The sequence below is a fragment of the Streptomyces sp. NPDC058257 genome (assembly GCF_042881845.1).
In the GTDB taxonomy this organism is placed as follows: domain Bacteria; phylum Actinomycetota; class Actinomycetes; order Streptomycetales; family Streptomycetaceae; genus Streptomyces.
The window spans coordinates 125,966-150,203 of sequence record NZ_JBHVXJ010000011.1 but is presented as its reverse complement, the minus strand read 5'-3'; the positions used below and the strand labels follow the sequence as shown (position 1 = coordinate 150,203).

At 70.1% G+C, this 24,238-nt stretch carries 20 protein-coding genes; 15 read left to right on the top strand and 5 right to left on the bottom strand.

Annotation, left to right across the window (positions count from 1 at the left end; genetic code table 11):
* The first annotated feature begins 42 nt into the window (after positions 1-42).
* From ACFVXC_RS25485 to mutM, 5 genes are all read left to right on the top strand, one after another.
* Positions 43-1,155, top strand: a complete 1,113-nt coding sequence (locus tag ACFVXC_RS25485) for a cell division initiation protein (protein WP_389909034.1) — start codon at positions 43-45, stop codon at positions 1,153-1,155.
* A gap of 170 nt (positions 1,156-1,325) precedes the next feature.
* A complete protein-coding gene (locus ACFVXC_RS25480) occupies positions 1,326-1,970 on the top strand; it encodes a YceD family protein (RefSeq protein WP_389909376.1) in 645 nt (214 codons plus the stop codon).
* Between the two features lie 2 nt (positions 1,971-1,972).
* Positions 1,973-2,146 (top strand): 50S ribosomal protein L32, encoded by a 174-nt coding sequence (gene rpmF / locus ACFVXC_RS25475; protein ID WP_003965982.1) that lies wholly within the window; start codon positions 1,973-1,975, stop codon positions 2,144-2,146.
* A gap of 7 nt (positions 2,147-2,153) precedes the next feature.
* Positions 2,154-2,993 carry a ribonuclease III gene (rnc, locus tag ACFVXC_RS25470; protein WP_389909031.1) on the top strand — a complete coding sequence of 280 codons (840 nt, stop codon included), beginning with the start codon at positions 2,154-2,156 and terminating at the stop codon, positions 2,991-2,993.
* A 93-nt stretch (positions 2,994-3,086) separates the two neighbouring features.
* A complete protein-coding gene (mutM, locus tag ACFVXC_RS25465; RefSeq protein ID WP_389909028.1) occupies positions 3,087-3,950 on the top strand; it encodes a bifunctional DNA-formamidopyrimidine glycosylase/DNA-(apurinic or apyrimidinic site) lyase in 864 nt (287 codons plus the stop codon).
* Here mutM and ACFVXC_RS25460 read toward each other — a convergent pair.
* Positions 3,920-4,342 (bottom strand): winged helix-turn-helix transcriptional regulator, encoded by a 423-nt coding sequence (locus tag ACFVXC_RS25460; protein WP_389909025.1) that lies wholly within the window; start codon positions 4,340-4,342, stop codon positions 3,920-3,922. The genes mutM and ACFVXC_RS25460 overlap by 31 nt on opposite strands.
* Before the next feature lie 142 nt (positions 4,343-4,484).
* Here ACFVXC_RS25460 and ACFVXC_RS25455 point away from each other — a divergent pair, with 142 nt between their 5' ends.
* Positions 4,485-5,084: a flavodoxin family protein gene (locus ACFVXC_RS25455; RefSeq protein WP_389909022.1), complete on the top strand. Its 600-nt coding sequence runs from the start codon at positions 4,485-4,487 to the stop codon at positions 5,082-5,084.
* A gap of 15 nt (positions 5,085-5,099) precedes the next feature.
* Here ACFVXC_RS25455 and ACFVXC_RS25450 read toward each other — a convergent pair whose 3' ends face one another.
* Positions 5,100-6,041 (bottom strand): CAP domain-containing protein, encoded by a 942-nt coding sequence (locus tag ACFVXC_RS25450; RefSeq protein ID WP_389909373.1) that lies wholly within the window; start codon positions 6,039-6,041, stop codon positions 5,100-5,102.
* A gap of 131 nt (positions 6,042-6,172) precedes the next feature.
* On the opposite strand from ACFVXC_RS25450, the gene ACFVXC_RS25445 reads away from it, so the two are divergent.
* From ACFVXC_RS25445 to ACFVXC_RS25430, 4 genes are all read left to right on the top strand, one after another.
* Complete coding sequence (locus tag ACFVXC_RS25445; RefSeq protein WP_389909020.1) at positions 6,173-6,454, top strand: acylphosphatase; 282 nt, start codon at positions 6,173-6,175, stop codon at positions 6,452-6,454.
* A 383-nt stretch (positions 6,455-6,837) separates the two neighbouring features.
* Positions 6,838-7,041 (top strand): hypothetical protein, encoded by a 204-nt coding sequence (locus ACFVXC_RS25440; protein ID WP_383270783.1) that lies wholly within the window; start codon positions 6,838-6,840, stop codon positions 7,039-7,041.
* 312 nt (positions 7,042-7,353) lie between these two features.
* Entirely contained in the window at positions 7,354-10,935 is a 3,582-nt protein-coding gene (gene smc / locus ACFVXC_RS25435; RefSeq protein ID WP_389909017.1) for a chromosome segregation protein SMC, read from the top strand.
* A 251-nt stretch (positions 10,936-11,186) separates the two neighbouring features.
* Positions 11,187-12,611 carry a sugar porter family MFS transporter gene (locus tag ACFVXC_RS25430; protein ID WP_389909014.1) on the top strand — a complete coding sequence of 475 codons (1,425 nt, stop codon included), beginning with the start codon at positions 11,187-11,189 and terminating at the stop codon, positions 12,609-12,611.
* A 44-nt stretch (positions 12,612-12,655) separates the two neighbouring features.
* On the opposite strand, the gene ACFVXC_RS25425 is transcribed toward ACFVXC_RS25430, so the two are convergent.
* The gene (locus ACFVXC_RS25425) at positions 12,656-13,636 is read right to left on the bottom strand and encodes an LLM class flavin-dependent oxidoreductase (protein WP_389909011.1); all 981 of its coding nucleotides are present in this window, start codon (positions 13,634-13,636) and stop codon (positions 12,656-12,658) included.
* 123 nt (positions 13,637-13,759) lie between these two features.
* The gene (locus ACFVXC_RS25420) at positions 13,760-15,205 is read right to left on the bottom strand and encodes a purine-cytosine permease family protein (RefSeq protein ID WP_389909009.1); all 1,446 of its coding nucleotides are present in this window, start codon (positions 15,203-15,205) and stop codon (positions 13,760-13,762) included.
* A gap of 211 nt (positions 15,206-15,416) precedes the next feature.
* On the opposite strand from ACFVXC_RS25420, the gene ftsY reads away from it, so the two are divergent.
* Positions 15,417-16,625, top strand: coding sequence for a signal recognition particle-docking protein FtsY (gene ftsY, locus ACFVXC_RS25415; protein WP_389909006.1), 1,209 nt, complete (start codon positions 15,417-15,419; stop codon positions 16,623-16,625).
* Positions 16,626-16,801: 176 nt separating this feature from the next.
* Here ftsY and ACFVXC_RS25410 read toward each other — a convergent pair whose 3' ends face one another.
* A complete protein-coding gene (locus ACFVXC_RS25410) occupies positions 16,802-17,464 on the bottom strand; it encodes a bifunctional DNA primase/polymerase (RefSeq protein WP_389909003.1) in 663 nt (220 codons plus the stop codon).
* Between the two features lie 423 nt (positions 17,465-17,887).
* Here ACFVXC_RS25410 and ACFVXC_RS25405 point away from each other — a divergent pair, with 423 nt between their 5' ends.
* The 4 genes from ACFVXC_RS25405 (at position 17,888) to ACFVXC_RS25390 (ending at position 24,064) form a co-directional block, all read left to right on the top strand.
* On the top strand, positions 17,888-19,363 hold the full coding sequence (locus tag ACFVXC_RS25405; RefSeq protein ID WP_389909001.1) for a hypothetical protein: 1,476 nt from the start codon (positions 17,888-17,890) through the stop codon (positions 19,361-19,363).
* A gap of 416 nt (positions 19,364-19,779) precedes the next feature.
* On the top strand, positions 19,780-21,132 hold the full coding sequence (locus tag ACFVXC_RS25400; protein WP_389908998.1) for an ammonium transporter: 1,353 nt from the start codon (positions 19,780-19,782) through the stop codon (positions 21,130-21,132).
* Positions 21,129-21,467: a P-II family nitrogen regulator gene (locus ACFVXC_RS25395; RefSeq protein WP_249587501.1), complete on the top strand. Its 339-nt coding sequence runs from the start codon at positions 21,129-21,131 to the stop codon at positions 21,465-21,467. The genes ACFVXC_RS25400 and ACFVXC_RS25395 overlap by 4 nt, the downstream gene beginning before the upstream one ends.
* Before the next feature lie 95 nt (positions 21,468-21,562).
* Positions 21,563-24,064, top strand: coding sequence for a [protein-PII] uridylyltransferase (locus tag ACFVXC_RS25390; protein ID WP_389908995.1), 2,502 nt, complete (start codon positions 21,563-21,565; stop codon positions 24,062-24,064).
* The last annotated feature ends 174 nt before the right edge of the window (positions 24,065-24,238 follow it).

Below are 24,238 nucleotides of genomic sequence, written 5' to 3'. Positions count from 1 at the left end.
GCCGTCCGTCTCCAACCAGCTGTAGAGAGTGGCGAGCGCACGGTGGACGTACAGAAGAAGATCGACGAGATCGTCGAGGCGGTCGGCAGCGCCCGGTCGATGCCCATGTCGGCCTCGTGCGTGGTCAACCGCGCCGATCTCCTGTCGATGCTCGAAGAGGTGCGCAAGGCGCTGCCCGGCTCCCTCGCCCAGGCCCAGGAGCTCATCGGCGGCCGGGAGCAGCTGGTCGAGCAGGCCCGCCAGGAGGCGGACCGGATCATCGAGACGGCGCACGCCGAGCGCGGTTCGCTGATCTCCGACACGGAGGTCGCCCGCAACTCCCAGGGCGAGGCCGAGCGCATCCTCGCGGAGGCCCGGCAGGCGGCCGACGAGGTCCGCGTCGAGGCCGACGACTACGTGGACAGCAAGCTCGCGAACTTCGAGGTCGTCCTCACCAAGACCCTCGGCTCGGTAGGCCGCGGCCGCGAGAAGCTCCTGGGCACCGGCCCCGGCCTCGACGAGCAGGGTTACGAGGACGAGGACGCCCCGCAGCGCAGCCACGATCCCGAGACCCTGCGCCGGGACGCGGACGCGTACGTCGACGTCAAGCTCGGTGCCTTCGAGGCCGTCCTTGCCAAGACCCTGGAAGCGGTCGGCCGCGGCCGTCAGACCCTGCACGGCCGTGCGCCCGCCGACGACCTCGCGGGCCTCGCCGAGGGCCTTGGACCCCAGGGGCACACCACGGACGCCGAGTACCTCGCGGGCCTCACCGACCCGGCGGCCCCCGCGGCGCCGGTGACCGCCGCGCCCGCCGCCCCGCAGCCGCCCCAGGCGGCCCCGCAGATCCCCGCGCAGCAGCCGTACGCCCCGCCCCAGCAGGAGCCCGACCCGTACGCGTACCAGCAGCAGGATCAGTACGCCTACCAGCAGCAGTACGCGCAGCAGGACCCGTACGGCTACCAGCAGCAGGATCCGTACGGCTACCCGCAGCAGGGGTACGACCAGATGCAACAGCAGGGGTACGTGGACCCGCAGCAGCAGCAACAGCAGCAACAACAGCACGAGCAGCAACAACAGCACCAGCAGCAGGCCCCCGGCGTGCTCGACGAGACCAGTCTCTTCGACACCGGCATGATCACGGCTGAGCAGCTCCGCCAGTACGAACAGGGCCGCTAGAGCCTGCTCGGGGGCCGGCCTGGGGCCGGATTGGGCCGAGAGCGAATGGTCCAGTATCCTGGCTGTTCGGTCGCGCGTACGTCCGCGATCCAGGCTGCCCGGCTAGTGAGCGAAGCTCACGACGGGGGCGGCCCTCCTTGAACTTCCAGGATTCGAAAGCAGGACCAGCCCTGAGCACTCACCTTGACCACCGAAACCCACTCGTGTTCGACACACACGAGCTGGGTCGGCGTCCTGGTGCGCTGCAGCGGCTGACCCGTTCCGTCGAGGCCCCCGGTTCTCCGGGTGTCTTCGGTATCGACGGGGTCATCGGAGTGTCGGCCGGCGCTCCGGTCGAGCTGGAGATCCGCCTTGAGTCGGTCATGGAAGGGGTGCTTGTCACAGGCACCGCCCGTGCAACGGCCGAGGGGGAGTGCGTAAGGTGTCTGGAGCCGCTGAAGCTTGATGTGGACGCGGACTTCCAGGAGATGTTCTCGTACCCTGACGCCGACGACCGGAGCCGCACCGCGGAACCGGCCGACGACGCCGAGGAAGACGAGGACAGGCTCTATCTCGAGGACGGCTTGTTCGACCTCGAACCTGTGCTGCGTGACGCGGTAGTGCTCGCACTGCCGATGCAGCCGGTGTGCCGGGACGACTGTCCGGGCCTGTGTTCCCAGTGCGGAGCACGGCTCGCGGACGACCCGGAGCATCACCACGACGTCGCCGACATTCGTTGGGCGGCACTGCAGGGACTCGCCGGGACCATCCAGGACGGCGAGAAGGACGACGTGAGCGGCGCCGAAGCCGGCGTCGACGAGAAGCAGGAGAAGTAGCCGTGGCTGTTCCGAAGCGGAAGATGTCGCGCAGCAACACGCGCCACCGCCGGTCGCAGTGGAAGGCTGCGGTCCCCACTCTGGTTTCGTGTGAGCGTTGCCAGGAGCCGAAGCTGCAGCACATCGCGTGCCCGAGCTGCGGCACGTACAACAAGCGCCAGGTCCTCGAGGTCTGAGCGGCTGGTGAGAGGCACCGTGTCTAGCCACAAAACGGCGGATGACGCCAAGAAGCAGGCGGAAAACACGGCCTCGTCCCACACGCTTTTGGAAGGGCGGCTCGGGTACAAACTCGAGTCCGCCCTTCTGGTGCGTGCACTGACCCACCGTTCGTACGCGTACGAGAACGGCGGTCTGCCGACGAATGAACGGCTCGAGTTCCTCGGGGACTCGGTGCTGGGACTCGTCGTCACGGACACGCTCTATCGCACCCACCCCGACCTGCCCGAAGGCCAGCTGGCCAAGTTGCGGGCCGCGGTGGTCAATTCGCGTGCGCTGGCGGAGGTCAGTCGCGGCCTCGAACTCGGCCTCTTCATCCGGCTCGGCCGGGGCGAAGAGGGTACGGGTGGCCGGGACAAGGCATCCATCCTCGCCGACACCCTTGAAGCGGTGATCGGCGCGGTCTATCTGGACCAGGGTCTGGACGCGGCGGGCGAGCTGGTGCACCGGCTCTTCGACCCGCTGATCGAGAAGTCCTCGAACCTGGGCGCGGGCCTGGACTGGAAAACCAGCCTCCAGGAGCTCACCGCCACCGAGAGCCTCGGCGTTCCCGAGTACCTCGTGACGGAGAGCGGCCCGGACCACGAGAAGACCTTTACTGCTGCCGCCCGCGTCGGAGGCGTCTCGTACGGCACCGGCACCGGCCGCAGCAAGAAGGAAGCGGAGCAGCAGGCCGCGGAGTCCGCCTGGCGCGAGATTCGTGCCGCCGCGGATGAGCGGATCGCGGCGGCGGAAGCCGCCGCGGGTGCTGCTGTCGCTACCACCGCTGCGGAGGACGACGGGGGCACCGACGCCCCGTCCGCCTGACAGTTGATTCACCGGCTGGTGCCGGTCGCCCTTCGGGTGGCCGGCACCAGCTTTTTTCGCCGCACCCACCCATGTGATCACCCGGAGTAGTCAATGCCCGAGCTGCCCGAGGTCGAAGTCGTCCGGCGTGGTCTTGAGCGGTGGGTGGCTCATCGCACCGTCGCCGATGTCGAGGTCCTGCATCCGCGCTCCGTGCGGCGGCACATCGCGGGCGGTGAGGACTTCGGGCACCGCCTCAAGGGACACCGGGTCGGTACGGCGATGCGGCGCGGGAAGTATCTCTGGCTGCCCGTCGAGGACGGCGGCACCTCGATCCTCGCCCATCTCGGCATGAGCGGACAGCTGCTCGTGCAGCCCCAAGAGGCCCCCGACGAGAAGCACTTGCGGATCCGGGTCCGGTTCGCCGACGAGCTCGGCACCGAGCTGCGCTTCGTCGACCAGCGCACCTTCGGCGGGCTCTCGCTGCACGCGAACACTCCGGACGGGCTGCCGGACGTCATCGCGCACATCGCGCGCGACCCGCTCGACGACGCGTTCGACGACGCGGCCTTCCACGCCGCGCTGCGCCGCCGCCGTACGACGATCAAACGCGCGCTGCTCGACCAGTCGTTGATCAGCGGGGTCGGCAACATCTACGCGGACGAGGCTCTTTGGCGGGCGAAGCTGCACTACGAGCGGCCCACCGCCACGTTCACGCGCCCGCGCACGGCTGAACTCCTGGGCCACGTACGGGACGTGATGAACGCGGCCCTCGCCGTCGGCGGCACGAGCTTCGACAGCCTGTACGTGAACGTGAACGGCGAGTCCGGGTACTTCGAGCGGTCGCTCGACGCCTATGGACGTGAGGACGAGCCGTGCCGCCGCTGCGGTACGGCGATGCGCCGGCGCCCCTGGATGAACCGCTCAAGCTACTTCTGCCCGCGCTGTCAGCGGCCGCCGGTCGCCACGCTGTCGTAGCGCTCGCGCGCTTCGAGCACGCCGTCCATCCTGCCTTCCACGAAGTGGATGAGGTTCATCAGGCGGTCGGCGATCTCCCGCCCCAGCGGGGTCAGTCGGTACTCCACGCGCGGCGGGTTGGTGGGCTGCGCCTCGCGGTGCACCAGGCCGTCGCGCTCAAGGGCGTGCAAGGTCTGGGACAGCATCTTCTCGCTCACGCCGTCGACCCGGCGGCGCAGTTCGTTGAACCGGAACGTGCCGTCGTGCAGCGCGCCCAGGATGAGCGCGCCCCAGCGTCCGGTGACGTGCTCCAGGGTGCCGCGCGAGGGGCACTGCTTGGAGAACACGTCGTACGCCAAGTCCTGCGCGGCCGCGTCGGCCATGTCCCGGGCGCCTTCGGTACACGAATCCATGCACACAGCATACTCCTGCGCAGCGCTATCCAATGGGTTGCGCTAACTGAAAGTTAGTGCTTTCCTTCAGTCACCGCTTGGCGCCCGTCCGACCAGGGTCCGACCGGTCCTGCCGCGTTCTGCCTCACGAGGAGCACCCACCATGACAAGCCCTGTCGTCGCGATCGCCTATCACTCGGGCTACGGCCACACCGCCGTCGTCGCCGAGGCGGTCCGCGCCGGTGCCGCCGACGCGGGCGCCACCGTGCACCTGATCAAGGTCGACGAGATCACCGAAGCGGAGTGGGAGCTGCTCGACGCCGCGGACGCGATCGTCTTCGGCTCGCCCACCTACATGGGCACCGCGTCCGGCGCCTTCCACGTCTTCGCGGAGGCCTCGTCGAAGCGCTGGTTCGCCAAGGCGTGGCACGACAAGCTGGCTGCCGGGTTCACCAACTCCGGTTCCAAGAGCGGCGACAAGCTGCACACCCTGCAGTTCTTCCAGACGCTCGCGGCACAGCACGCGATGCACTGGGTGAGCCTCGGTCTGACCCCGGGCTGGAACTCCACGCAGGGCTCCGAGCACGACCTCAACCGTCTGGGCTTCTTCTCGGGGGCCGCCGCGCAGACCAATTCCGACGAGGGTCCCGAAGGTGTACACAAGGCGGACATCGCCACGGCCGAGCACCTCGGCCGCCGGGTCACGCAGACCGCGCGGGTGTTCGTGACGGGGCGGGCGGCCGTCGCGCCCGTCGCGGCCTGAGACCCCGCGGGCTTCCTAGAAGCCGAAGTCCTGCGTCCACCAGGGGCCGCCCGGCGCGAAGTGCGCACCGACGCCCAGAGTCTTGTAGTCGCAGTTGAGGATGTTGGCCCGGTGCCCCGCGCTGTTCATCCAGGCGTCCATCACGGACTGGGCGTTGGCCTGGCCGCGGGCGATGTTCTCGCCGCCGAGGTCCGATATCCCGGCCTTCTCGGCGCGGTCCCACGGGGTCGCGCCGTCCGGGTCGGTGTGGTCGAAGAAGTCCCGCTCGGCCATGTCCTCGCTGAACGCTCCGGCGAGCGAGGCCAGCGAGGCGTCCGCGCGCACGGGGGAGCAGCCCACCTTGGCCCGCTCCTCGTTGACCAGCGTGAGCACTGAGGCCTCGGCGGCGCTCTCGGCGGACGGCGACTGCGATCCGTCCGGCGGAGCCTTGGGCTTCTCGGAGGGGGTGCGCGACGGGCTCGTCGGGGGCGTCGTCTTCTTCTTCTCGCCGGTCTGGGGCGCGGGGGCCTTGGACGACGGCTTCTTGGACGGCTCCGCCGAGGGCTTCTCGGCGGGGGCGGACTGCGAGGGGGACGGGTCCGGGGCATCGGCGCGCTCGGAGCCGCGGCTCGGCGGGGCCGACTCGCGATCGGCGGTGCCGTTCTCGCCGCCCTGGGGAGCCACCTCGGTGGGGGATCCCGCGGAGCGGACCTTGTTCGAGTCGCCGCCACCGCCCAGGGAGAAGTTGTCGGCGCCGGGGACAAGGCCGGAGGCGACCGCCACGGCGCCCATCGCGACCGCCGCCGACACACCGAGCAGACCGGTGCGCACCGGTGTGGCGCGGCCCCTGCGGCGGTGTGACACGGTGGCGGGGCGGGGCTCCGGGTAGCCGGCGTGCTCGCCCGCGTATCTGTCGGAGACCCCGGTGGCGCGGCCGGTGGCGGCTGCCCCTGCGCCGGAGCGTCGGTGGCGTCCCATCTCCTGGCCTTCCTCGTCCTGGCGGTCAAAGTGGCTCACCCGTACGGGTGAGGCTCATCGAGTCGGGACTGTACGCGATGGCGCATGGGGACGAAGTGCTCCGAGAGCAATTGGCCGGTTAGCGTGCACCCATGAACGAAGAAGTCAGAGTCACGGCCTGGGTGCGTGGCCAGGTGCAAGGCGTGGGTTTCCGCTGGTTCACGCGGGCCAAGGCTCTGGAGATCGGGGGCCTGAGTGGTTTTGCTCTCAATCTGGACGACGGCCGTGTGCAAGTCGTCGCCGAGGGTGCCCGAGTCGGCGCCCAGGGACTGCTCGACTGGCTGCGGGAGGGCGACACACCCGGCCGCGTCGACGGCGTCACTGAGATCTGGGACACTCCGCGCGGCATCTACGACACGTTCGCGATTCGCTGACGAAGAGCTGCCCGACGGGCCGGTGCGGGTGCGGCTGTGGCAACCGCCCGGGGCAGGAAAGCCCTGGTGGTTGCCAAGAACCGTACGTCGTGGCAGGCTCCCCGGTGAAGGATGATCGACACGCCCCCAGGGCCCCGCAGCAGAGGCAGCGCCGCCGTTCGTACGGCCGCAGGCCCCCGGGTTGCCCGCCAATACGGGGCGTGATCGTGTTGACCGTCAAACTTTTTGGTGAGACTCTGAAAGCCCCGCGCACCTTAGCTGTTTGGCATGTGAGAACGGCCAGCAAGACCTAGCAGGAACAACGAGTGCCAAGCACCGCGGGTGCGAATCCCTCACGACCCACACCGCTTCGGTCGGTCACTCATTGTGGAGGACCATCCATCATGGCAAAGGCGCTTCTCGGTTACGTCGGCGGCTCTGACCCGCGACTTCTCGCCGAGATGCGACGGCTCCAGCAGCGTGTCCAGGACCTGGAATCTGAGCTCGTAAAGATCCAGGCCGAGAACGACGCGCTTGCGGTCGCCGCTTCTCACGAATCGCTCCTCGAGGGCATCGACGTACCCCAGGCGGAGCCTGCGCTCACCTGACCACTGCCAACACCGAGCAACGGGCTCACCTCACCCGCAGGGTCCGCGTAACGACCATTCCTCGTCGCGCTCCGGCCCTCGTGTGAGCAGCCTCTTCACGCACGTGGTCGGGCTGACCAAGTCAGCCGCTTGTCCATATCTGCAAGGGGCGCTTCGGCGTCCCTTCTCTCTTGTCGCCGCGTACGCCGCTTCCTTCACCGTCTGATGTGCCCTGCATCTTCCTGGGCGAAACGGAGAAGGAAGAGGTGCGGCGCGCAGCGCCCCGTTGGAAGGGCGGTGGTGCGCCACGGGTGGCAGGTAGAGTCCGTCCGCGTGCACCTCAAGGCCATGACACTGCGCGGTTTCAAATCCTTCGCGTCCGCCACGACGCTGAAGTTCGAACCGGGCATCACCTGCGTCGTCGGACCGAACGGCTCCGGCAAGTCCAACGTCGTGGACGCGCTGTCCTGGGTCATGGGCGAGCAAGGTGCCAAGTCGCTGCGCGGCGGCAAGATGGAAGACGTCATCTTCGCCGGCACCACCGGGCGCCCGCCGCTCGGCCGCGCCGAGGTCTCCCTCACCATCGACAACTCCGACGGGGCTCTCCCCATCGAGTACGCCGAGGTCACCATCACGCGGATCATGTTCCGCAACGGCGGCAGCGAGTACCAGATCAACGGCGAGACCTGCCGCCTGCTCGACATCCAGGAACTGCTCTCCGACTCCGGCATCGGGCGTGAGATGCACGTCATCGTCGGGCAGGGGCAGCTCGACGGCGTACTGCACGCCGACCCCATGGGACGCCGTGCCTTCATCGAGGAGGCCGCGGGCGTCCTCAAGCACCGCAAGCGCAAAGAGAAGGCGCTGCGCAAGCTCGACGCGATGCAGGCCAACCTCGCGCGCGTACAGGATCTGACCGACGAGCTGCGGCGCCAGCTCAAGCCCCTCGGCCGGCAGGCCGCCGTCGCGCGCCGCGCCGCCGTGATCCAGGCCGACCTGCGCGACACCCGCCTGAGACTGCTCGCCGACGATCTCGTACGCCTGCGGGACGCCCTGCGGACGGAGGTCGCCGACGAAGCCGCGCTCAAGCAGCGCAAGGACAGCGCCGAGGCCGAGCTGAAGAAGGCGCTGAACCGGGAGGCGGAGCTGGAGGACGAGGTGCGGCGCCTCACGCCACGGCTCCAGCGCGCACAGCAGACGTGGTACGAACTTTCGCAGCTGGCCGAGCGGGTGCGCGGCACGGTGTCCCTCGCCGATGCCCGGGTCAAGAGTGCGACCGCCGCGCCCCCGGAGGAGCGGCGCGGCCGTGACCCCGAGGACATGGAGCGCGAGGCCGCGCGGATCCGCGAGCAGGAGGCGGAGCTGGAAGCCGCTCTGGAAGCGGCGGAGCACGCGCTTGAGGACACGGTGGGCCACCGTGCCGATCTGGAACGGGAGTTGGCGGTCGAGGAGCGCCGCCTCAAGGACGCGGCGCGGGCCATCGCCGATCGGCGTGAGGGGCTCGCGCGGCTGAACGGCCAGGTCAACGCGGCACGTTCGCGGGCGGGCTCGGCGCAGGCCGAGATCGACCGGCTCGCCATGGCGCGTGATGAGGCGGGGGAGCGGGCGGTCGCCGCCCAGGAGGAGTACGAGCAGCTGAAGGCGGAGGTCGACGGCCTCGACGCCGGTGACGCGGAGCTCGGCGAGCGGCACGACGAGGCGAAGCGTTTCCTCGCGGAGGCCGAGGCCGCGCTGACCGCGGCGCGCGAGGCGGCCACCGCCGCCGAGCGCAAGCGGGCCGCGGTCGCCGCCCGGCACGAGGCGCTCGCGCTCGGCCTGCGGCGCAAGGACGGCACGGGCGCGCTGCTCGCCGCGAAGGACCGCCTCACGGGGCTGCTCGGTCCCGCGGCCGAGCTGCTCTCGATCGCTCCGGGGCACGAGGTGGCGATCGCGGCGGCGTTCGGCGCGGCGGCGGACGCGATCGCGATGAGCACACCGGCGTCGGCGGCGGAGGCCATCCGGCTGCTGCGCAAGCAGGACGCGGGCCGGGCCGCGCTGCTGCTCGCGGGGGCGCCGGAGGGGACGGGCGATGACCCCCGTGACGTACGGCCTCAAGGCCCTCAAGGCTCCGAAGGTCCGCCACTGGTGGCCGAACTGGTGCGCGGGCCCGAGGAGTTGATGCCCGCGGTGCGACGGCTGCTGCGGGGAATGGTCGCCGTCGGCACGCTGGAGGACGCCGAGGACGTCGTCTACGCCCACCCGGAACTCACCGCCGTCACCGCCGAAGGCGACCTGCTCGGGGCGCACTTCGCGCAGGGCGGGTCCGCCGGGGCGCCGAGCCTTCTCGAAGTGCAGGCATCCGTCGACGAGGCGGCTGCCGAGTTGGAACAACTCGCCGAACAGTGCGATGAGTTGGCGCGTACGCAGCAGGAGGCGGGCGAGCGGCGCAAGGAGACGGCCGCGCTCGTCGAGGAGCTGGGCGAGCGCAGGCGGGCCGCCGACCGGGAGAAGTCGTCCGTGGCCCAGCAGCTCGGTGCGCTCGCCGGGCAGGCGCGCGGCGCCGTGGGCGAGGCCGAGCGCAGTGCGGCCGCCGCGGCCAAGGCGCAGGAGGCGCTGGACAAGGCGGTCGAGGACGCCGAGGAGCTGGCCGAGCGGCTTGCCGTGGCGGAAGAGGCTCCGGCCGAGGAGGAGCCCGACACCGCCGTGCGGGACCGGCTCGCCGCCGACGGCGCCAATGCCCGGCAGACCGAGATGGAGGCCAGGCTCCAGGTGCGTACGCACGAGGAGCGGGTCAAGGGTCTCGCGGGACGTGCCGAATCGCTCGACCGGGCCGCCCGCGCCGAACGCGAGGCACGCGCGCGTGCCGAGCAGCGCAAGGCCCGGATGCGGCACGAAGCCGCGGTCGCCGAGGCCGTCGCCCGTGGTGCGCGTCAGCTGCTCGCGCACGTCGAGGTCTCTCTCGTACGGGCACAGGAGGAGCGTGCCGCCGCCGAGCGTGCCAAGGAAGTGCGGGAGCGGGATCTGACCGCCGAGCGGGGCCAGGGGCGCGACCTCAAGGCGGAGCTCGACAAACTGACGGATTCAGTTCACCGCGGCGAGGTACTCGGTGCCGAGAAGCGGCTGCGGATCGAGCAGCTGGAGTCCAAGGCACTGGAGGAACTCGGTGTGGAACCGGCAGGACTCGTCGCCGACTACGGCCCCGACCAGCTCGTGCCGCCCTCGCCCGCCGCCGAGGGCGAGGAGCTTCCCGAAGACCCGGAGCACCCGCGCAACAGGCCCGTGCCGTACGTACGCGGTGAGCAGGAGAAGCGGCTGAGGTCAGCCGAACGGGCGTATCAGCAGCTCGGGAAGGTGAACCCGCTGGCTCTTGAGGAGTTCGCCGCGTTGGAGGAGCGCCATAAGTTCCTGAGCGAGCAGTTGGAGGACCTGAAGAAGACGCGGGCCGATCTCCTGCAAGTCGTGAAGGAGGTCGACGAGCGCGTCGAGCAGGTCTTCACCGAGGCCTACCGGGACACGGCCCGTGAGTTCGAGGGCGTCTTCTCGCGGCTCTTCCCCGGCGGCGAGGGGCGGCTCATCCTGACCGACCCCGACAACATGCTCACCACGGGCGTCGACGTCGAGGCGCGCCCGCCGGGCAAGAAGGTCAAGCGGCTCTCGCTGCTCTCCGGCGGTGAGCGGTCCCTTACGGCCGTGGCGCTGCTCGTTTCGATCTTCAAGGCGCGGCCCAGTCCCTTCTACGTGATGGACGAGGTCGAGGCCGCGCTCGACGACACCAACCTGCAGCGGCTCATCCGCATCATGGAGGAGCTGCAGGAGGCGTCGCAGCTCATCGTGATCACGCACCAGAAGCGGACGATGGAGGTCGCGGACGCGCTGTACGGCGTGTCCATGCAGGGCGACGGCGTCTCCAAGGTGATCAGCCAGCGGCTTCGATAGCTCTCCGCGGCTCTCTGCGGCTCTCCGGCGGTGACCTTCACCGGTTCACCTCATTAACTTCAAGTCTTGAACGAAACGAGCCCCACGCGTGCCTGAAGTTCGCAAGAACCCAGGTGTTGACTTCGAAACTTGAAGGCATAGTCTCTGCAACGTTGCTTTTACCTTCAGGTGGTGGGCGGCACGAAGTTGTGCGCCACTTGAAGTGCTCACCCCCACCCCCGGCGATGTTGCCGGTGGCCCGAGGAGTCCATGTGACCAGCACAACGAAGGCGCCGCAGCCCGGAGGCAGAGAGGCCCACCCGGACCATCTCGGCCATGTCATCTTCATTACGGCCGCCGCCGCGATGGGTGGCTTCCTCTTCGGCTACGACAGTTCGGTGATCAATGGCGCCACCGTCGCCATCCAGCACCGCTTCGACGTAGACGCGAACATGCTCGGCTGGATCATCGCCACCGCACTGCTCGGCTGTGCCGTCGGTGCCGCGATCGCCGGGCGCATCGCCGACCGCATCGGCCGCATCCGCTGCATGCAGATCGCCGCCGTCCTCTTCGCCGCGAGCGCCGTCGGCTCCGCCCTGCCGTTCGCCGCCTGGGACCTGACGATGTGGCGCCTCATCGGCGGCATCGGCATCGGCATGGCCTCCGTCATCGGCCCGGCCTACATCGCAGAGGTGGCGCCGCCCGCGTACCGAGGCCGCCTCGCCTCGTTCCAGCAGGCCGCGATCGTCACCGGCATCGCCGTCTCCCAGCTGGTCAACTGGGGCATCCTGAACATGGCCGACGGCGACCAGCGCGGCAAGCTCCTCGGCCTCGAGGCCTGGCAGCTGATGCTCGGCGTCATGGTCATCCCGGCCGTCATCTACGGCCTGCTCTCCTTCGCCATCCCCGAGTCGCCGCGCTTTTTGATCTCGGTCGGCCGCAACACCGAGGCGAAGAAGGTGCTCGGCGAGGTCGAGGGCACCGGGATCGACCTGGACGGACGCGTCGCCGAGATCGAGCACGGCATGCGCAGCGAGCACAAGTCCTCGTTCAAGGACCTGCTCGGCAAGGTCGGCTTCCTGCCGATCGTCTGGATCGGCATCGGACTCTCGGTGTTCCAGCAGCTCGTCGGCATCAACGTGATCTTCTACTACTCGAACCAGCTGTGGCAGTCGATCGGCAAGGACCCGAGCAGCTCGTTCCTGTACTCGTTCGAGACGTCGATCGTGAACATCATCGGCACGGTCATCGCGATGATCTTCGTCGACCGTATCGGCCGCAAGCCGCTGGCCATCATCGGCTCCGCCGGTATGGCGCTCGCGCTCTTCACCTGCGCCTGGGCGTTCTCGTACCGCACAGGGTCCGGCGACAACGTCTCGCTGCCGAACGCGCAGGGCCTGACCGCGATCATCGCCGCCAACGCCTTCGTGCTCTTCTTCGCCCTCTCCTGGGGCGTGGTGGTCTGGGTCCTGCTCGGCGAGATCTTCCCGAACCGGCTGCGTGCGGCGGCCCTCGGTGTCGCCGCGTCGGCCCAGTGGCTCGCCAACTTCGCGATCACCAAGACCTTCCCGAGCATGTCCGAGTGGAGCCTGACCGGCTCGTACATCATCTACGGCGCCTTCGCCGTGCTCTCGATCCCCTTCGTCATGAAGTTCGTCAAGGAGACGAAGGGCAAGACCCTGGAGGAGATGGGCTAACCCCCGCTGCCCCTCCTCCGAGGAAGCTGCCCCGGTTCAAGGACCTATTCCTTGAGCCGGGGCAGTACGTTTTCGCAGAAGTGGTGCAGACTGCGCCATCCCTCGTCGACCGGCATCCCGCCCGACAGCGGGTGTAGTACGAGATTGGCGGCGCCGCCCTGCACGTACGCCACGCACTCGTCGGGCGTGAGGACGCGGTAGACGCCCTCGGCGCGCAGCTCCTCGACCGTCGTGGCGCCGGACTTCACCGCCGAGCGGATGTCCTTGGACTGCCAGGAGGCGTAGGTGCGGGCCTCGTGCAGGAAGTGCTCGCCGTGCTCGGCCCAGGTGCGGTCGGGGTCGTCCGCGATGTGCAGGAGCGGGGTCTTTGCCGCGGGCATCATGGTCCAGCCCTCGGTGCCGTACTCGGTGAGGCGCGCGTTGTAGTACGCCTCAAGGTCCGGCAGATGGGCGCTGGGGAAGAACGGCAGGCCGAGCCGGGCCGCGCGGCGGGCCGCCGCCTGCGACGAGCCGCCGACCAGGAGCAGCGGGTGGGGCCGGGTGAACGGGCGCGGGGTGACGCGCACGGTGCGGCCGCGGAACTCGAAGGGCTCACCCGTCCACGCCTTCAGGAGCGTTTCGAGCAGCTCGTCCTGGAGCTTGCCGCGCCGCTTCCACTCGACGTCGAACGCCTCGTACTCGGTGGGCCGGTAGCCGATCCCCGCCACCGTCACCAGTCGGCCGCCGCTGAGCAGGTCGAGTACGGCGATGTCCTCGGCGAGCCGGAGCGGATCGTGCAGCGGGCCGATGATCGCGGAGACCGTGACCGCGATGCGCCGGGTCGCGCCGAAGACCGCGCCCGCGAAAGTGAAGGGCGAGGGCAGCCAGTTGTTGTCGACGCCGTGGTGCTCCTCGGTCTGCACGGTGGAGATGCCCCGGTCATCCGCGTACGCGGCCATCTCCAGGGCGGCCTTGTAGCGGTCGCTCAGCGAGGTGGGCGTGGCATCCGGTTCGACGAGGTTGAATCGTACGACTGTCACGGGCATGGAAAACGTCCCCCTTCACCGTGGGCGGGCGAAGAGGGACGTTAGATGACGTGGTGTCAGATGAACAGGGTCCGGGGGCAGTTGTTCCGGATCAGGCCGGGCCGGCAGCGGGCCGGGACCGGATCAGGCCGAGACCAGCTCGGTCTCGCCCTCGTCCTCGGGGGCCTCGACGGCGGGGTTCCTCGGCAGTACCGCGTACAGCGCCGCCGCGATGACGATCGTGGCCAGCCAGCCCAGGCCGTTGCGGCCGATCCAGGACGTGGCGAGCGGGCCGCTGAACCAGTCGACCTTCGTGAAGAGCAGGCCCATCACCAGGGCCACGGCCCACGCGGTCATGGCCTGCCAGGCGAAGCCCGCCCGGTACCAGTAGGCGCTGGTGCGCTTGGTGTCCATCAGGGCCTCGGCGTCGTACGTCTTCCTGCTCAGCATGTCGATGCCGAAGACGCCGATCCAGGCGGAGAACGCGACGGCGAGCAGGGTCAGGAAGGAGACGAACGAGCTGATGAAGCTGGTGGCCACGTTCATCAGGAGGTAGCCGAAGATCAGGCTGATGACGGCGTTGATGCTCACGGCCCAGGTGCGCGGGACCTTGATGCCGAGCGTCATCGCGGTGAAGCCCGCGGAGTACATCGACATCGAGTTGATCAGGAGCATGCCGATCAGTGCCATCAGGAGGTACGGCACCGCGATCCACGTCGGAAGCAGCTGGCCGACGAAGGAGACCGGGTCCGAGGCCTTCGACAGGCTCGGCACGCTGACCGCCATGACCGCGCCCATCAGGACCATCGGTACGACCACGATGCCGGCGCCGCCGATCGCGTTGCCCACCAGGGCCTTGCCGGAGGCCCTGCGCGGGAGGTAGCGCGTGAAGTCCGGGCCCGTGGGGACCCAGCTGATGCCGCCCGCAGCGATCGTGCCGATGCCCGCGATCATCGCGGCGGTGGAGCCCGCGGACCGCGAGAAGACGTCCGACCAGGGCGTGTTGGCCACCAGGTAGACAAGGACGAGGACGCTGAACGCGCCGAAGAGGTACGTCGCCCAGGTGTTGCAGATGTGCAGCACCTTGCGGCCCAGGCCGCTGATCAGGAACGTGCAGGAGACGAAGGCGACCAGCGTCACGACCGTCAGCCACGTGCTGGACTTCACGCCGAAGCAGATGTCCAGGACGGTGATGATCGCGTAGGCGCCCGTCACCGCGTTGATGGTCTCCCAGCCCCAGCGCGCGACCCAGATCAGCGCGCCCGGGAAGAGGTTGCCGCGCTGACCGAAGACGGCGCGCGAGAGCGTCATGCCGGGGGAGCCGCCGCGCTTGCCCGCGATCGAGATCAGACCGACCAGGCCGTAGCTGAGGAGGGGCGAGACGAGGGCGACGACCAGGGCCTGCCAGAAGTTGAGGCCGTTGGTCACGATGAGGCCCGCGCCCATGGTGAGCAGCAGGACGCTGATGTTGGCCGCCACCCAGGTGGGGAACAGCTCGCGGGTCCGGCCCGTGCGCTCGGAGTCGGGGACGGGCTCGAGGCCGCGTGTCTCCAGGGCGCCTTCGGTTTCGGCGGTGGCGGTGGTGCTCATGGGGTGGGGTCCGTGCCTCTCGCTCGGATCGCAACGCTGCGATCCGTCCGTGATCCGTCCGTGTGGGGGTGATCGAGTTGGACTCTACGCGCGTTGATACGGAGAGCTCCATCGTACTTTAGTCCGAGTAGTGCCCTCTATTAGCTTATGTTCTTTGGAGGAAGCTACAGCTTGGGCCCGTGTTGCCCCCATGGCTGATACTGGGTGAGTTATGGAAATCGTCATCCTTGCTGTAGTCATCGCCGTGGTCGTGATCGGCGCGCTCGGCGGGCTCGTGATCGGCAGCCGCAAGAAGAAGCAGCTGCCGCCGCAGGCCCCGTCGTCCACGCCCACCATCACCGCTCCTCCGGCCGAGCCGCATGTCGGCGACGAGGCCGAGACGCCGCGCGACGAACCGCGCCGCACGATCGAGGAGGTGGAACTCCCGCTCGCCGAGCCGTCGGCGTCGGCCCCCGTGGTCGTCGAAGAACCGGCCGCACCGGAGATCGAGACCCCGGAGCCCACGGCAGGTCGCCTGGTACGTCTGCGCACGCGGCTCTCGCGCTCGCAGAACGCACTCGGCAAGGGGCTGCTCACGCTCCTCTCCCGCGAGCACCTGGACGAGGACACATGGGAGGAGATCGAGGACACGCTCCTCACCGCCGACGTCGGCGTGGCCCCCACCCAGGAACTGGTCGAGCGCCTTCGCGAGCGCGTCCGCGTACTCGGCACCCGCACCCCGGACGATCTGCGCACCCTGCTGCGCGAGGAACTCCTCACGCTCCTCGGCCCCGACCTGGACCGCGTCGTGAAGACCGAGTCGGGCCTGGAGACGCCCGGCATCGTGATGGTCGTCGGCGTGAACGGCACCGGCAAGACCACCACCACCGGAAAGCTCGCGCGCGTCCTCGTCGCCGACGGCCGCTCGGTGGTCCTCGGCGCCGCTGACACGTTCCGCGCGGCTGCCGCCGACCAGCTGCAGACCTGGGGCGAGCGCGTGGGCGCACGCACGGTCCGCGGGCCCGAGGGCGGCGACCCCGCGTCGATCGCCTTCGACGCGGTCAAGGAAGGCATCGCGGAGGGCGCCGACGTCGTGCTCATCGACACCGCGGGCCGGCTGCACACCAAGACCGGTCTGATGGACGAGCTCGGCAAGGTCAAGCGCGTCGTCGAGAAGCACGCGCCGCTCGACGAGGTGCTGCTCGTCCTGGACGCGACGACCGGGCAGAACGGCCTGGTGCAGGCGCGGGTCTTCGCCGAGGTCGTCGACATCACCGGCATCGTCCTGACGAAGCTGGACGGCACGGCCAAGGGCGGCATCGTCGTGGCGGTCCAGCGCGAGCTGGGCGTGCCGGTGAAGCTGGTCGGGCTCGGCGAGGGCGCGGACGATCTTGCGCCGTTCGAGCCGGAGGCGTTCGTGGACGCGTTGATCGGCGAGTAGCGCTTTGCCGGTGGGCGGCCCGTCTGTGCCCCGCGGGTGCGTTGTGGCTGGTCGCACCCCCGCGGCGGAGCCGCGTATCGATACGGCCCCGCGCCCCTGAGGGGTGCCACTGTGCCGCTGTAGAAGAAATGCCCGCCCCGGGGTGCAGCCGGGGCGGGCATTTCGCTGTGCGGGCGTTACGCCGGTGAGCGGTGTGCCACGTAGGCCAAGGTCCCCAGAATCAGCCGCGCCTGCGGCGGATGCGTCGCCGAGTCCAGGTCCGGCGCGCGGAGCCAGCGGACCGGGCCCAGGCCCCCGCGGTCGGACGGCGGGGCCGTGATGTGGGTGCCGGGGCCCAGGCCGTGCAGGTCGATGTCGGCGTCGTCCCAGCCCATGCGGTAGAGCAGCTGGGGGAGTTCGGCGGCGGCGCCGGGGGCCACGAAGAAGTGCGTGCGGCCGTCCGGGGTGACCGCCACGGGGCCGAGCGGCAGGCCCATGCGCTCCAGGCGGACCAGCGCCCTGCGTCCGGCTGCCTCGGCCACCTCGATCACGTCGAAGGCGCGCCCCACGGGCAGCAGCACGGCCGCGCCGGGGAACTGTGACCAGGCCTCGGTCACTTCGTCGAGCGTCGCCCCGGCGGGAACCTCGGGAGCGAACTCCAGGGGGTGGGCGCCGGGGGCCGCGCAGTCGGTCGCGCCGCAGGAGCAGCGGCCGTCCAGGGCGCGTGCGCCGGGGACCGTCGCCCATCCCCACAGTCCGGTGTACTCGGCCACCGCCGTGCACTCCGAGGTGCGGCCGCGCCGACGTGAACCGGTGCGGAGCTCTCTCGTTCCCCGGATGCCGCCGATCGTGAAGCCCATGCCCCCTCCAACGGGTCGAGCGCGGTGTGGTTACGTGACGGAATCGGATCGTGACCCTCTGCTTTTGTGCGGGCGCCCGGAGGTGAGAGGGGGGAGTGCTCGCAAATGTGCGCCCCCGAAGTGCTCCCTTCCGCCCACCTTCGGACGTCCACTGTCAAGTCAATCGCTTGTGACCGGGCGGGAGTTCATTCGAAGGGGTGGCGAATGGTGGCGTTTACGCGATCGCCCTCGCCGGAGGGGTGATCGTAGGATTACTTTCAGTGCACGGACCCTAAGTGTTGTGCAATCGTGGGTATGCCGGAGGCAACTAGGTCCCCTGTTCGACGGGTGACGTTCTCCGGGCGGAGAGCCGCAACGCGCGGCATTCTGGTAAGGCTTGGCGTGAGACCGCGCGTAAGTGTCTTGAGGGATGGGGGCGTTCTAGTGGGCGGCAACGGCGAAAGTGGTGCGAACGCTGAGAAGCGCCCCAACGAACTGCTCAACTCCTGGTTCGTGCGAAGCGGCTGGTCGAAGGGCGAGCTCGCGCGGCAAGTGAACCGCAGGGCACGGGAGTTGGGTGCGCACCACATTTCCACGGACACCTCACGGGTGCGCCGCTGGCTGGACGGCGAGAACCCCCGCGAGCCCATCCCGCGCATCCTCTCCGAGCTGTTCTCCGAGCGGTTCGGCTGCGTCGTCGCGGTCGAGGACCTCGGGCTGCGCGCCGCGCACCAGGCGCCCTCCGTCTCGGGCGTCGACCTGCCCTGGACGGGACCCCAGACCGTCGCGCTCATCAGTGAGTTCTCGCGCAGCGACCTGATGCTGGCCCGGCGCGGCTTCCTCGGCACCTCGCTCGCGCTCTCCGCGGGCACCGCCCTCATCGAACCGATGCAGCGCTGGCTGGTCCCAGGACCGACGACCCCGGTCGGCAACCCCGAGCCCGCCACGCCGTCCCGCAGGCCGGGACGGCTCTCCAAACCGGAGCTCGACCTCCTGGAGTCCACCACCGTGATGTTCCGGCAGTGGGACGCGCAGTGCGGAGGAGGTCTGCGGCGCAAGGCGGTCGTCGGCCAACTTCACGAGGTGACGGACCTGCTGCAGGAGCCCCAGCCCGAGGCCACGTCCAAGCGGCTCTTCAAGGTCGCGGGCGAACTGGCCGAACTGGCGGGCTGGATGAGCTACGACGTCGGACTCCAGCCCACCGCCCAGAAGTACTTCGTGCTCGCCCTGCACGCGGCGAAGGAAGCGGGCGAGAAGCCGCTCGGTTCGTACATCCTCTCCAGCATGAGCCGCCAGATGATCCACCTCGGGCGGCCCGACGACGCGCTCGAACTGATCCATCTCGCGCAGTACGGCAGTCGAGACTGCGCCAGCCCGCGCACCCAGGCCATGCTGTATGCGATGGAGGCCCGCGCCTACGCCAGCATGGGCCAGCCCGGCAAGTGCAAACGGGCCGTGCGCATGGCCGAGGACACCTTCTGCGACGCCGCCGACTGCGACGAGCCCGAGCCCGACTGGATCCGCTTCTTCTCCGAGGCCGAGCTGAACGGCGAGAACGCCCACTCGTTCCGCGACCTGGCCTATGTGGCGGGCCGCAGCCCCACCTACGCCTCGCTCGCCGAGCCCGTCATGGAGCGCGCCGTCCACCTCTTCGGCAAGGACTCCGAGCACCAGCGTTCGTACGCACTGAACCTCATCGGGATGGCCACCGTCCACCTGCTCCAGCGCGAGCCCGAGCAGAGCACGATCCTGGCGGGCCAGGCCCTCACCATCGCCAAGAAGGTCCGCTCCGAGCGGGTCAACACCCGCCTTCGCAAGACGGTGGACACCGCGGTGCGGGACTTCGGCGACACCGCGGAGGTCGTGCGGCTCACCGAGCAGCTCGCCGTCGACATGCCGGAAACCGCGGAGGCCGGCTGACGAAGACCGTCTGACGAGAACCGCGGAGGCGGTCTGACGAAACCGCGGGCGGTCTGACGAATCCGCGGGCGGTCTGACAGCGCCCCACCAAGACTCCGGCCGTGGCCGGCCCATCCCGAACTGCCCGACTCGGCTCCCCCGCGCCAGGCCCATCGGATGGCCGCCGCGGCCGGTTCGCGTGCTGTGCGCAGGGTATGGAAACGCGCCCCGCCTGACCCGGCAGTTCATGGACGTGTAACACGTACGACCTCTTCGTCACTGCGGCGAAACACCTAGGGGCACCCCCGGAAACGGCGCTGCGCCAATCTCGTGGCGCATAACGGCCCACCGTTCCCCAAGCTCTCGGCTCCGCTCGACCAGGGGAGAGCCCACCAGCCCCGCCCGCACGGGCCGCATACGACGACGAGGAGACGCCGATGCCCCCAGGCATCACGATCGCCGCAGACGCCCCGCAGCTGTCTGCCGCCAACACCGGGTTCATGCTCATCTGTTCCGCCCTGGTGATGCTCATGACGCCGGGACTGGCCTTCTTCTACGGAGGCATGGTCCGCGTCAAGAGCACGCTGAACATGCTGATGATGAGCTTCATCAGTCTGGGGATCGTCACCATCCTCTGGGTGCTGTACGGCTTCTCCATCGCGTTCGGCACCGACCACGGCAGCCTCTTCGGCTGGTCGTCCGACTACGTCGGGCTGAGCGGCATAGGCCTGACCGAGCTCTGGGACGGCTACACCATCCCGGTCTATGTCTTCGCGGTCTTCCAGCTGATGTTCGCGATCATCACGCCCGCGCTGATCAGCGGTGCGCTCGCCGACCGCGTGAAGTTCACCGCCTGGGCGCTGTTCGTCACGCTCTGGGTCACGATCGTCTACTTCCCCGTCGCGCACTGGGTGTGGGGCACGGGCGGCTGGGCCTTCGAGCTCGGCGTCATCGACTTCGCCGGTGGTACGGCCGTGCACATCAACGCCGGAGCCGCGGCGCTCGGCGTGATCCTGGTCATCGGCAAGCGCGTCGGCTTCAAGAAGGACCCGATGCGGCCGCACAGCCTGCCGCTCGTCATGCTCGGCGCCGCACTGCTCTGGTTCGGCTGGTTCGGCTTCAACGCCGGATCGTGGCTGGGCAACGACGACGGCGTCGGCGCGATGATGTTCCTGAACACGCAGGTCGCCACCGCCGCGGCCATGCTGGCCTGGCTCGCCTACGAGAAGATCCGGCACGGCGCGTTCACCACGCTCGGCGCCGCTTCCGGTGCCGTGGCGGGGCTCGTCGCGATCACTCCGTCCGGCGGCTCCATCTCGCCGCTCGGCGCGATCGCCGTCGGAGCCATCGCCGGTCTGCTGTGCGCCATGGCCGTCGGCCTCAAGTTCAAGTTCGGCTACGACGACTCCCTCGACGTCGTCGGCGTCCACCTCGTCGGCGGTGTCGTCGGCTCGCTGCTCGTCGGCTTCTTCGCCACCGGTGGAGTCCAGTCCGACGCCAAGGGCCTCTTCTACGGCGGCGGCCTCGACCAGTTGGGCAAGCAGGCCGCCGGTGTCGGCGCGGTCCTCGCGTACTCCCTCATCGCCTCAGCGATCCTCGCCTTCCTGGTGGACAGGACCATCGGGATGCGGGTCAGCGAGGACGAGGAGGTCGGCGGCATCGACCAGGTGCAGCACGCCGAGACCGCGTACGACTACAGCGGAGCGGGCGGTGGCACGGCGCCCCGCACCGCCGCCGCGCCGAGCCCGCCGGTCCAGGACACCGGTAAGAACAAGAAGGTGGACGCATGAAGCTCATCACCGCGGTCGTCAAGCCGCACCGGCTCGACGAGATCAAGGAGGCCCTCCAGGCCTTCGGCGTCCAGGGCCTGACCGTCACCGAGGCCAGCGGCTACGGACGGCAGCGCGGCCACACCGAGGTCTACCGTGGCGCGGAGTACACCGTCGATCTCGTACCGAAGATCCGGATCGAGGTCCTGGTCGAGGACGACGACGCCGAACAGCTCGTGGATGTCGTGGTGAAGGCCGCCCGAACCGGCAAGATCGGGGACGGCAAGGTCTGGAGCGTCCCGGTCGAGACGGCGGTGCGCGTGCGGACCGGCGAGCGCGGGCCCGACGCGCTGTGAGCGGGGTCGGCCGAGCTGAGCCGAGCGGGACTGAGCGGGACGAGCGGGACTGAGCGGGACGAGCGGGACTGAGCGGGACGGACAGGAGCTGCTGGGTGACGAGTATGGACGAACGTACTGAATCGGACTCGGAAGACTCCGGACCCAGCGGCTATGCGGCGGCCCGGCTGCGCCTCCTTCAAGGGGAGGCGCAGTCCGGGCCGCCGCGCCGTTCGGGCCTGTCCGACCTCACGGACGACTGGCTGACCGGACTCTTCATGGCCGCGGGCGCGCCGCGCGGGACCTCGCTCGTCGCCGTGGGGGGCTACGGCAGGGGCGAGCTCTCGCCGCGCAGCGACCTGGATCTGCTGTTGCTGCACGACGGCAGCGCGGACGCCGGGGAGGTGGCGGCCCTCGCGGACCGCGTCTGGTATCCCATCTGGGATCTCGGGCTCGCGCTCGACCACTCCGTGCGGACGCCGACGGAGGCCCGCAAGACGGCGGGCGATGACCTCAAGGTGCAGCTGGGGCTGCTCGACGCGCGGCACGTGGTGGGTGACCTCGGGCTCACCGCCGGGCTGCGCACCGCGGTGCTCGCGGACTGGCGCAACCTCGCGCCGAAGAAGCTGCCCGAGCTGCGGGAGCTGTGCGAGGAACGGGCCGAGCGGCAGGGGGAGCTGAGCTATCTCCTGGAGCCGGATCTGAAGGAGGCGAGGGGTGGGCTCAGGGACGCGACCGCGCTGCGGGCCGTCGCCGCCTCGTGGCTCGCGGACGCGCCGCGTGAGGGCCTTTCCGACGCCCGGCGGCGGCTGCTCGACGTGCGGGACGCGCTGCATCTGACCACGGGGCGTGCCACGGACCGGCTCGCCCTCCAGGAGCAGGACCAGGTCGCCGCCGAGCTGGGGCTCCTTGACGCGGACACCTTGCTGCGGCAGGTGTACGAGGCCGCCCGCACCGTTTCGTACGCGAGTGACGTGACGTGGCGCGAGGTGGGCAGGGTGCTGCGGTCCCGGGCCGTACGGCCTCGGCTGCGGGCGATGCTGGGCGGCGGCAAGGGGACGGTGGCCGAGCGGTCGCCGCTGGCCGAGGGAGTGGTGGAGCAGGACGGGGAGGTCGTCCTCGCCCGCGCGGCCCGCCCCGAGCGGGACCCGGTGCTGCCGCTGCGGGCCGCGGCTGCCGCGGCCCAGGCGGGACTGCCGCTTTCGCTGCACGCGGTGCGCAGGATGGCCGCGGCGGTACGTCCGCTGCCCACGCCGTGGCCCGCTGAGGCCCGGGAGCAGTTGGTGACGCTCCTGGGGGCCGGGCGGCCGACGGTCGAGGTGTGGGAGGCGCTGGAGGCCGAGGGGCTGATCACCCGGCTGCTGCCGGACTGGGAGCGGGTGCGGTGCCGGCCGCAGCGCAACGCCGTGCACACGTGGACGGTCGACCGGCATCTGGTGGAGACGGCGGTGCAGGCCTCGGAGCTGACCCGGCGGGTGGGACGGCCCGACCTGTTGCTGGTGGCCGGGCTGCTGCACGACATCGGCAAGGGCTGGCCGGGGGATCACTCCGTGGCCGGGGAGATCATCGCCAGGGACGTCGCCGCGCGGATCGGGTTCGACCGGGCGGATGTCGCCGTGCTGGCCACTCTCGTACGTCATCACCTGCTCCTGATCGAGACGGCGACGCGGCGCGACCTCGACGACCCGGCCACGGTGCGGTCCGTCGCGGACGCGGTGGGGTCGACGGGGACGCTGGAACTGCTGCACGCGCTGACGGAGGCGGACGCGCTCGCCACCGGTCCCGCGGCCTGGTCCGCCTGGCGGGGTTCGCTCGTCGCCGACCTGGTCAAGCGGGTGGGTGCTGTCCTCGCCGGGGACGAGCCGGAGGGAGGGGAGGACGTCGCTCCCACCGCTGAGCAGGAGCGGCTGGCCGTGGAGGCGTTCCGTACGGGTGGGCCGGTGCTTGCGCTGCGGGCGCAGACGGAGGGGGTCGGAGTTTCTCCCTCTGGTTCTGGTTCGGGGGAGGAGGCGGCCGGGGATCCCGAGCCGCTGGGCGTGGAGCTGGTGATCGCGGTGCCGGATCAGCCCGGCGTTCTGTCCGCCGTCGCGGGAGTCCTTGCCATGCACCGGCTCGCCGTACGGACGGCTGAGCTCCGGGGTGTCGGGCTGCCGTCCGGTCTTGAGGACTCGGTCCTGCTCCTGAACTGGCGGGTCGCCGCGGAGTACGGCTCTCTGCCGCAGGCCGCGCGGCTGCGGGCGGACCTGGTGCGGGCGCTGGACGGCTCACTGGACATCGCGTCGAGGCTGGCGGAACGGGACGCGGCGTACCCGAGGCGCCGGGGAACGGTGGCGCCGCCGCCCCGCGTGACGGTGGCATCGGCGGGCTCACGCCTCGCGACGGTGATCGAGGTACGGGCCCAGGACGCGCCGGGCCTGCTGCACCGGATCGGCAGGGCGCTGGAGTCGGCGGGGGTGCTGGTGCGCAGTGCGCATGTGTCGACGCTGGGTGCGAACGCGGTGGACGCCTTCTACGTGACGGAGCCGAAGCCGGACGCGTCGACGCCGACGCCGTCGCCTCTGTCGGGGGAGCGGGCCGTGGGGGTGGCTCGGGCTGTGGAGGAGGCGTTGCGGGGGTAGTTGCCCTGCCCACCCCCCCGGCCCGTGCGGCTCCCACCCGCCCCTCATGCGGATCGCCCACCCACCTCCTGGCGGCGCGGGGCTATCGGGCGGGCGGGTGGAAAGGCTTGTTCTGACGGAGGTGGATGCGGGGCGATCGGGCGGGTGGGTGCGAGAGGCATTTCGGTGAGCCCC

Bases quoted from the DNA above. Each gene is read 5' to 3' on its own strand.
- mutM (WP_389909028.1), top strand. From the start codon at position 3,087: ATGCCCGAGCTGCCCGAGGTCGAAGTCGTCCGGCGTGGTCTTGAGCGG.
- ACFVXC_RS25460 (WP_389909025.1), bottom strand. From the start codon at position 4,342: ATGGATTCGTGTACCGAAGGCGCCCGGGACATGGCCGACGCGGCCGCG.
- ACFVXC_RS25455 (WP_389909022.1), top strand. From the start codon at position 4,485: ATGACAAGCCCTGTCGTCGCGATCGCCTATCACTCGGGCTACGGCCAC.
- ACFVXC_RS25450 (WP_389909373.1), bottom strand. From the start codon at position 6,041: ATGGGACGCCACCGACGCTCCGGCGCAGGGGCAGCCGCCACCGGCCGC.
- ACFVXC_RS25445 (WP_389909020.1), top strand. From the start codon at position 6,173: ATGAACGAAGAAGTCAGAGTCACGGCCTGGGTGCGTGGCCAGGTGCAA.
- ACFVXC_RS25440 (WP_383270783.1), top strand. From the start codon at position 6,838: ATGGCAAAGGCGCTTCTCGGTTACGTCGGCGGCTCTGACCCGCGACTT.
- ACFVXC_RS25425 (WP_389909011.1), bottom strand. From the start codon at position 13,636: ATGCCCGTGACAGTCGTACGATTCAACCTCGTCGAACCGGATGCCACG.
- ACFVXC_RS25420 (WP_389909009.1), bottom strand. From the start codon at position 15,205: ATGAGCACCACCGCCACCGCCGAAACCGAAGGCGCCCTGGAGACACGC.
- ftsY (WP_389909006.1), top strand. From the start codon at position 15,417: ATGGAAATCGTCATCCTTGCTGTAGTCATCGCCGTGGTCGTGATCGGC.
- ACFVXC_RS25410 (WP_389909003.1), bottom strand. From the start codon at position 17,464: ATGGGCTTCACGATCGGCGGCATCCGGGGAACGAGAGAGCTCCGCACC.
- ACFVXC_RS25400 (WP_389908998.1), top strand. From the start codon at position 19,780: ATGCCCCCAGGCATCACGATCGCCGCAGACGCCCCGCAGCTGTCTGCC.
- ACFVXC_RS25395 (WP_249587501.1), top strand. From the start codon at position 21,129: ATGAAGCTCATCACCGCGGTCGTCAAGCCGCACCGGCTCGACGAGATC.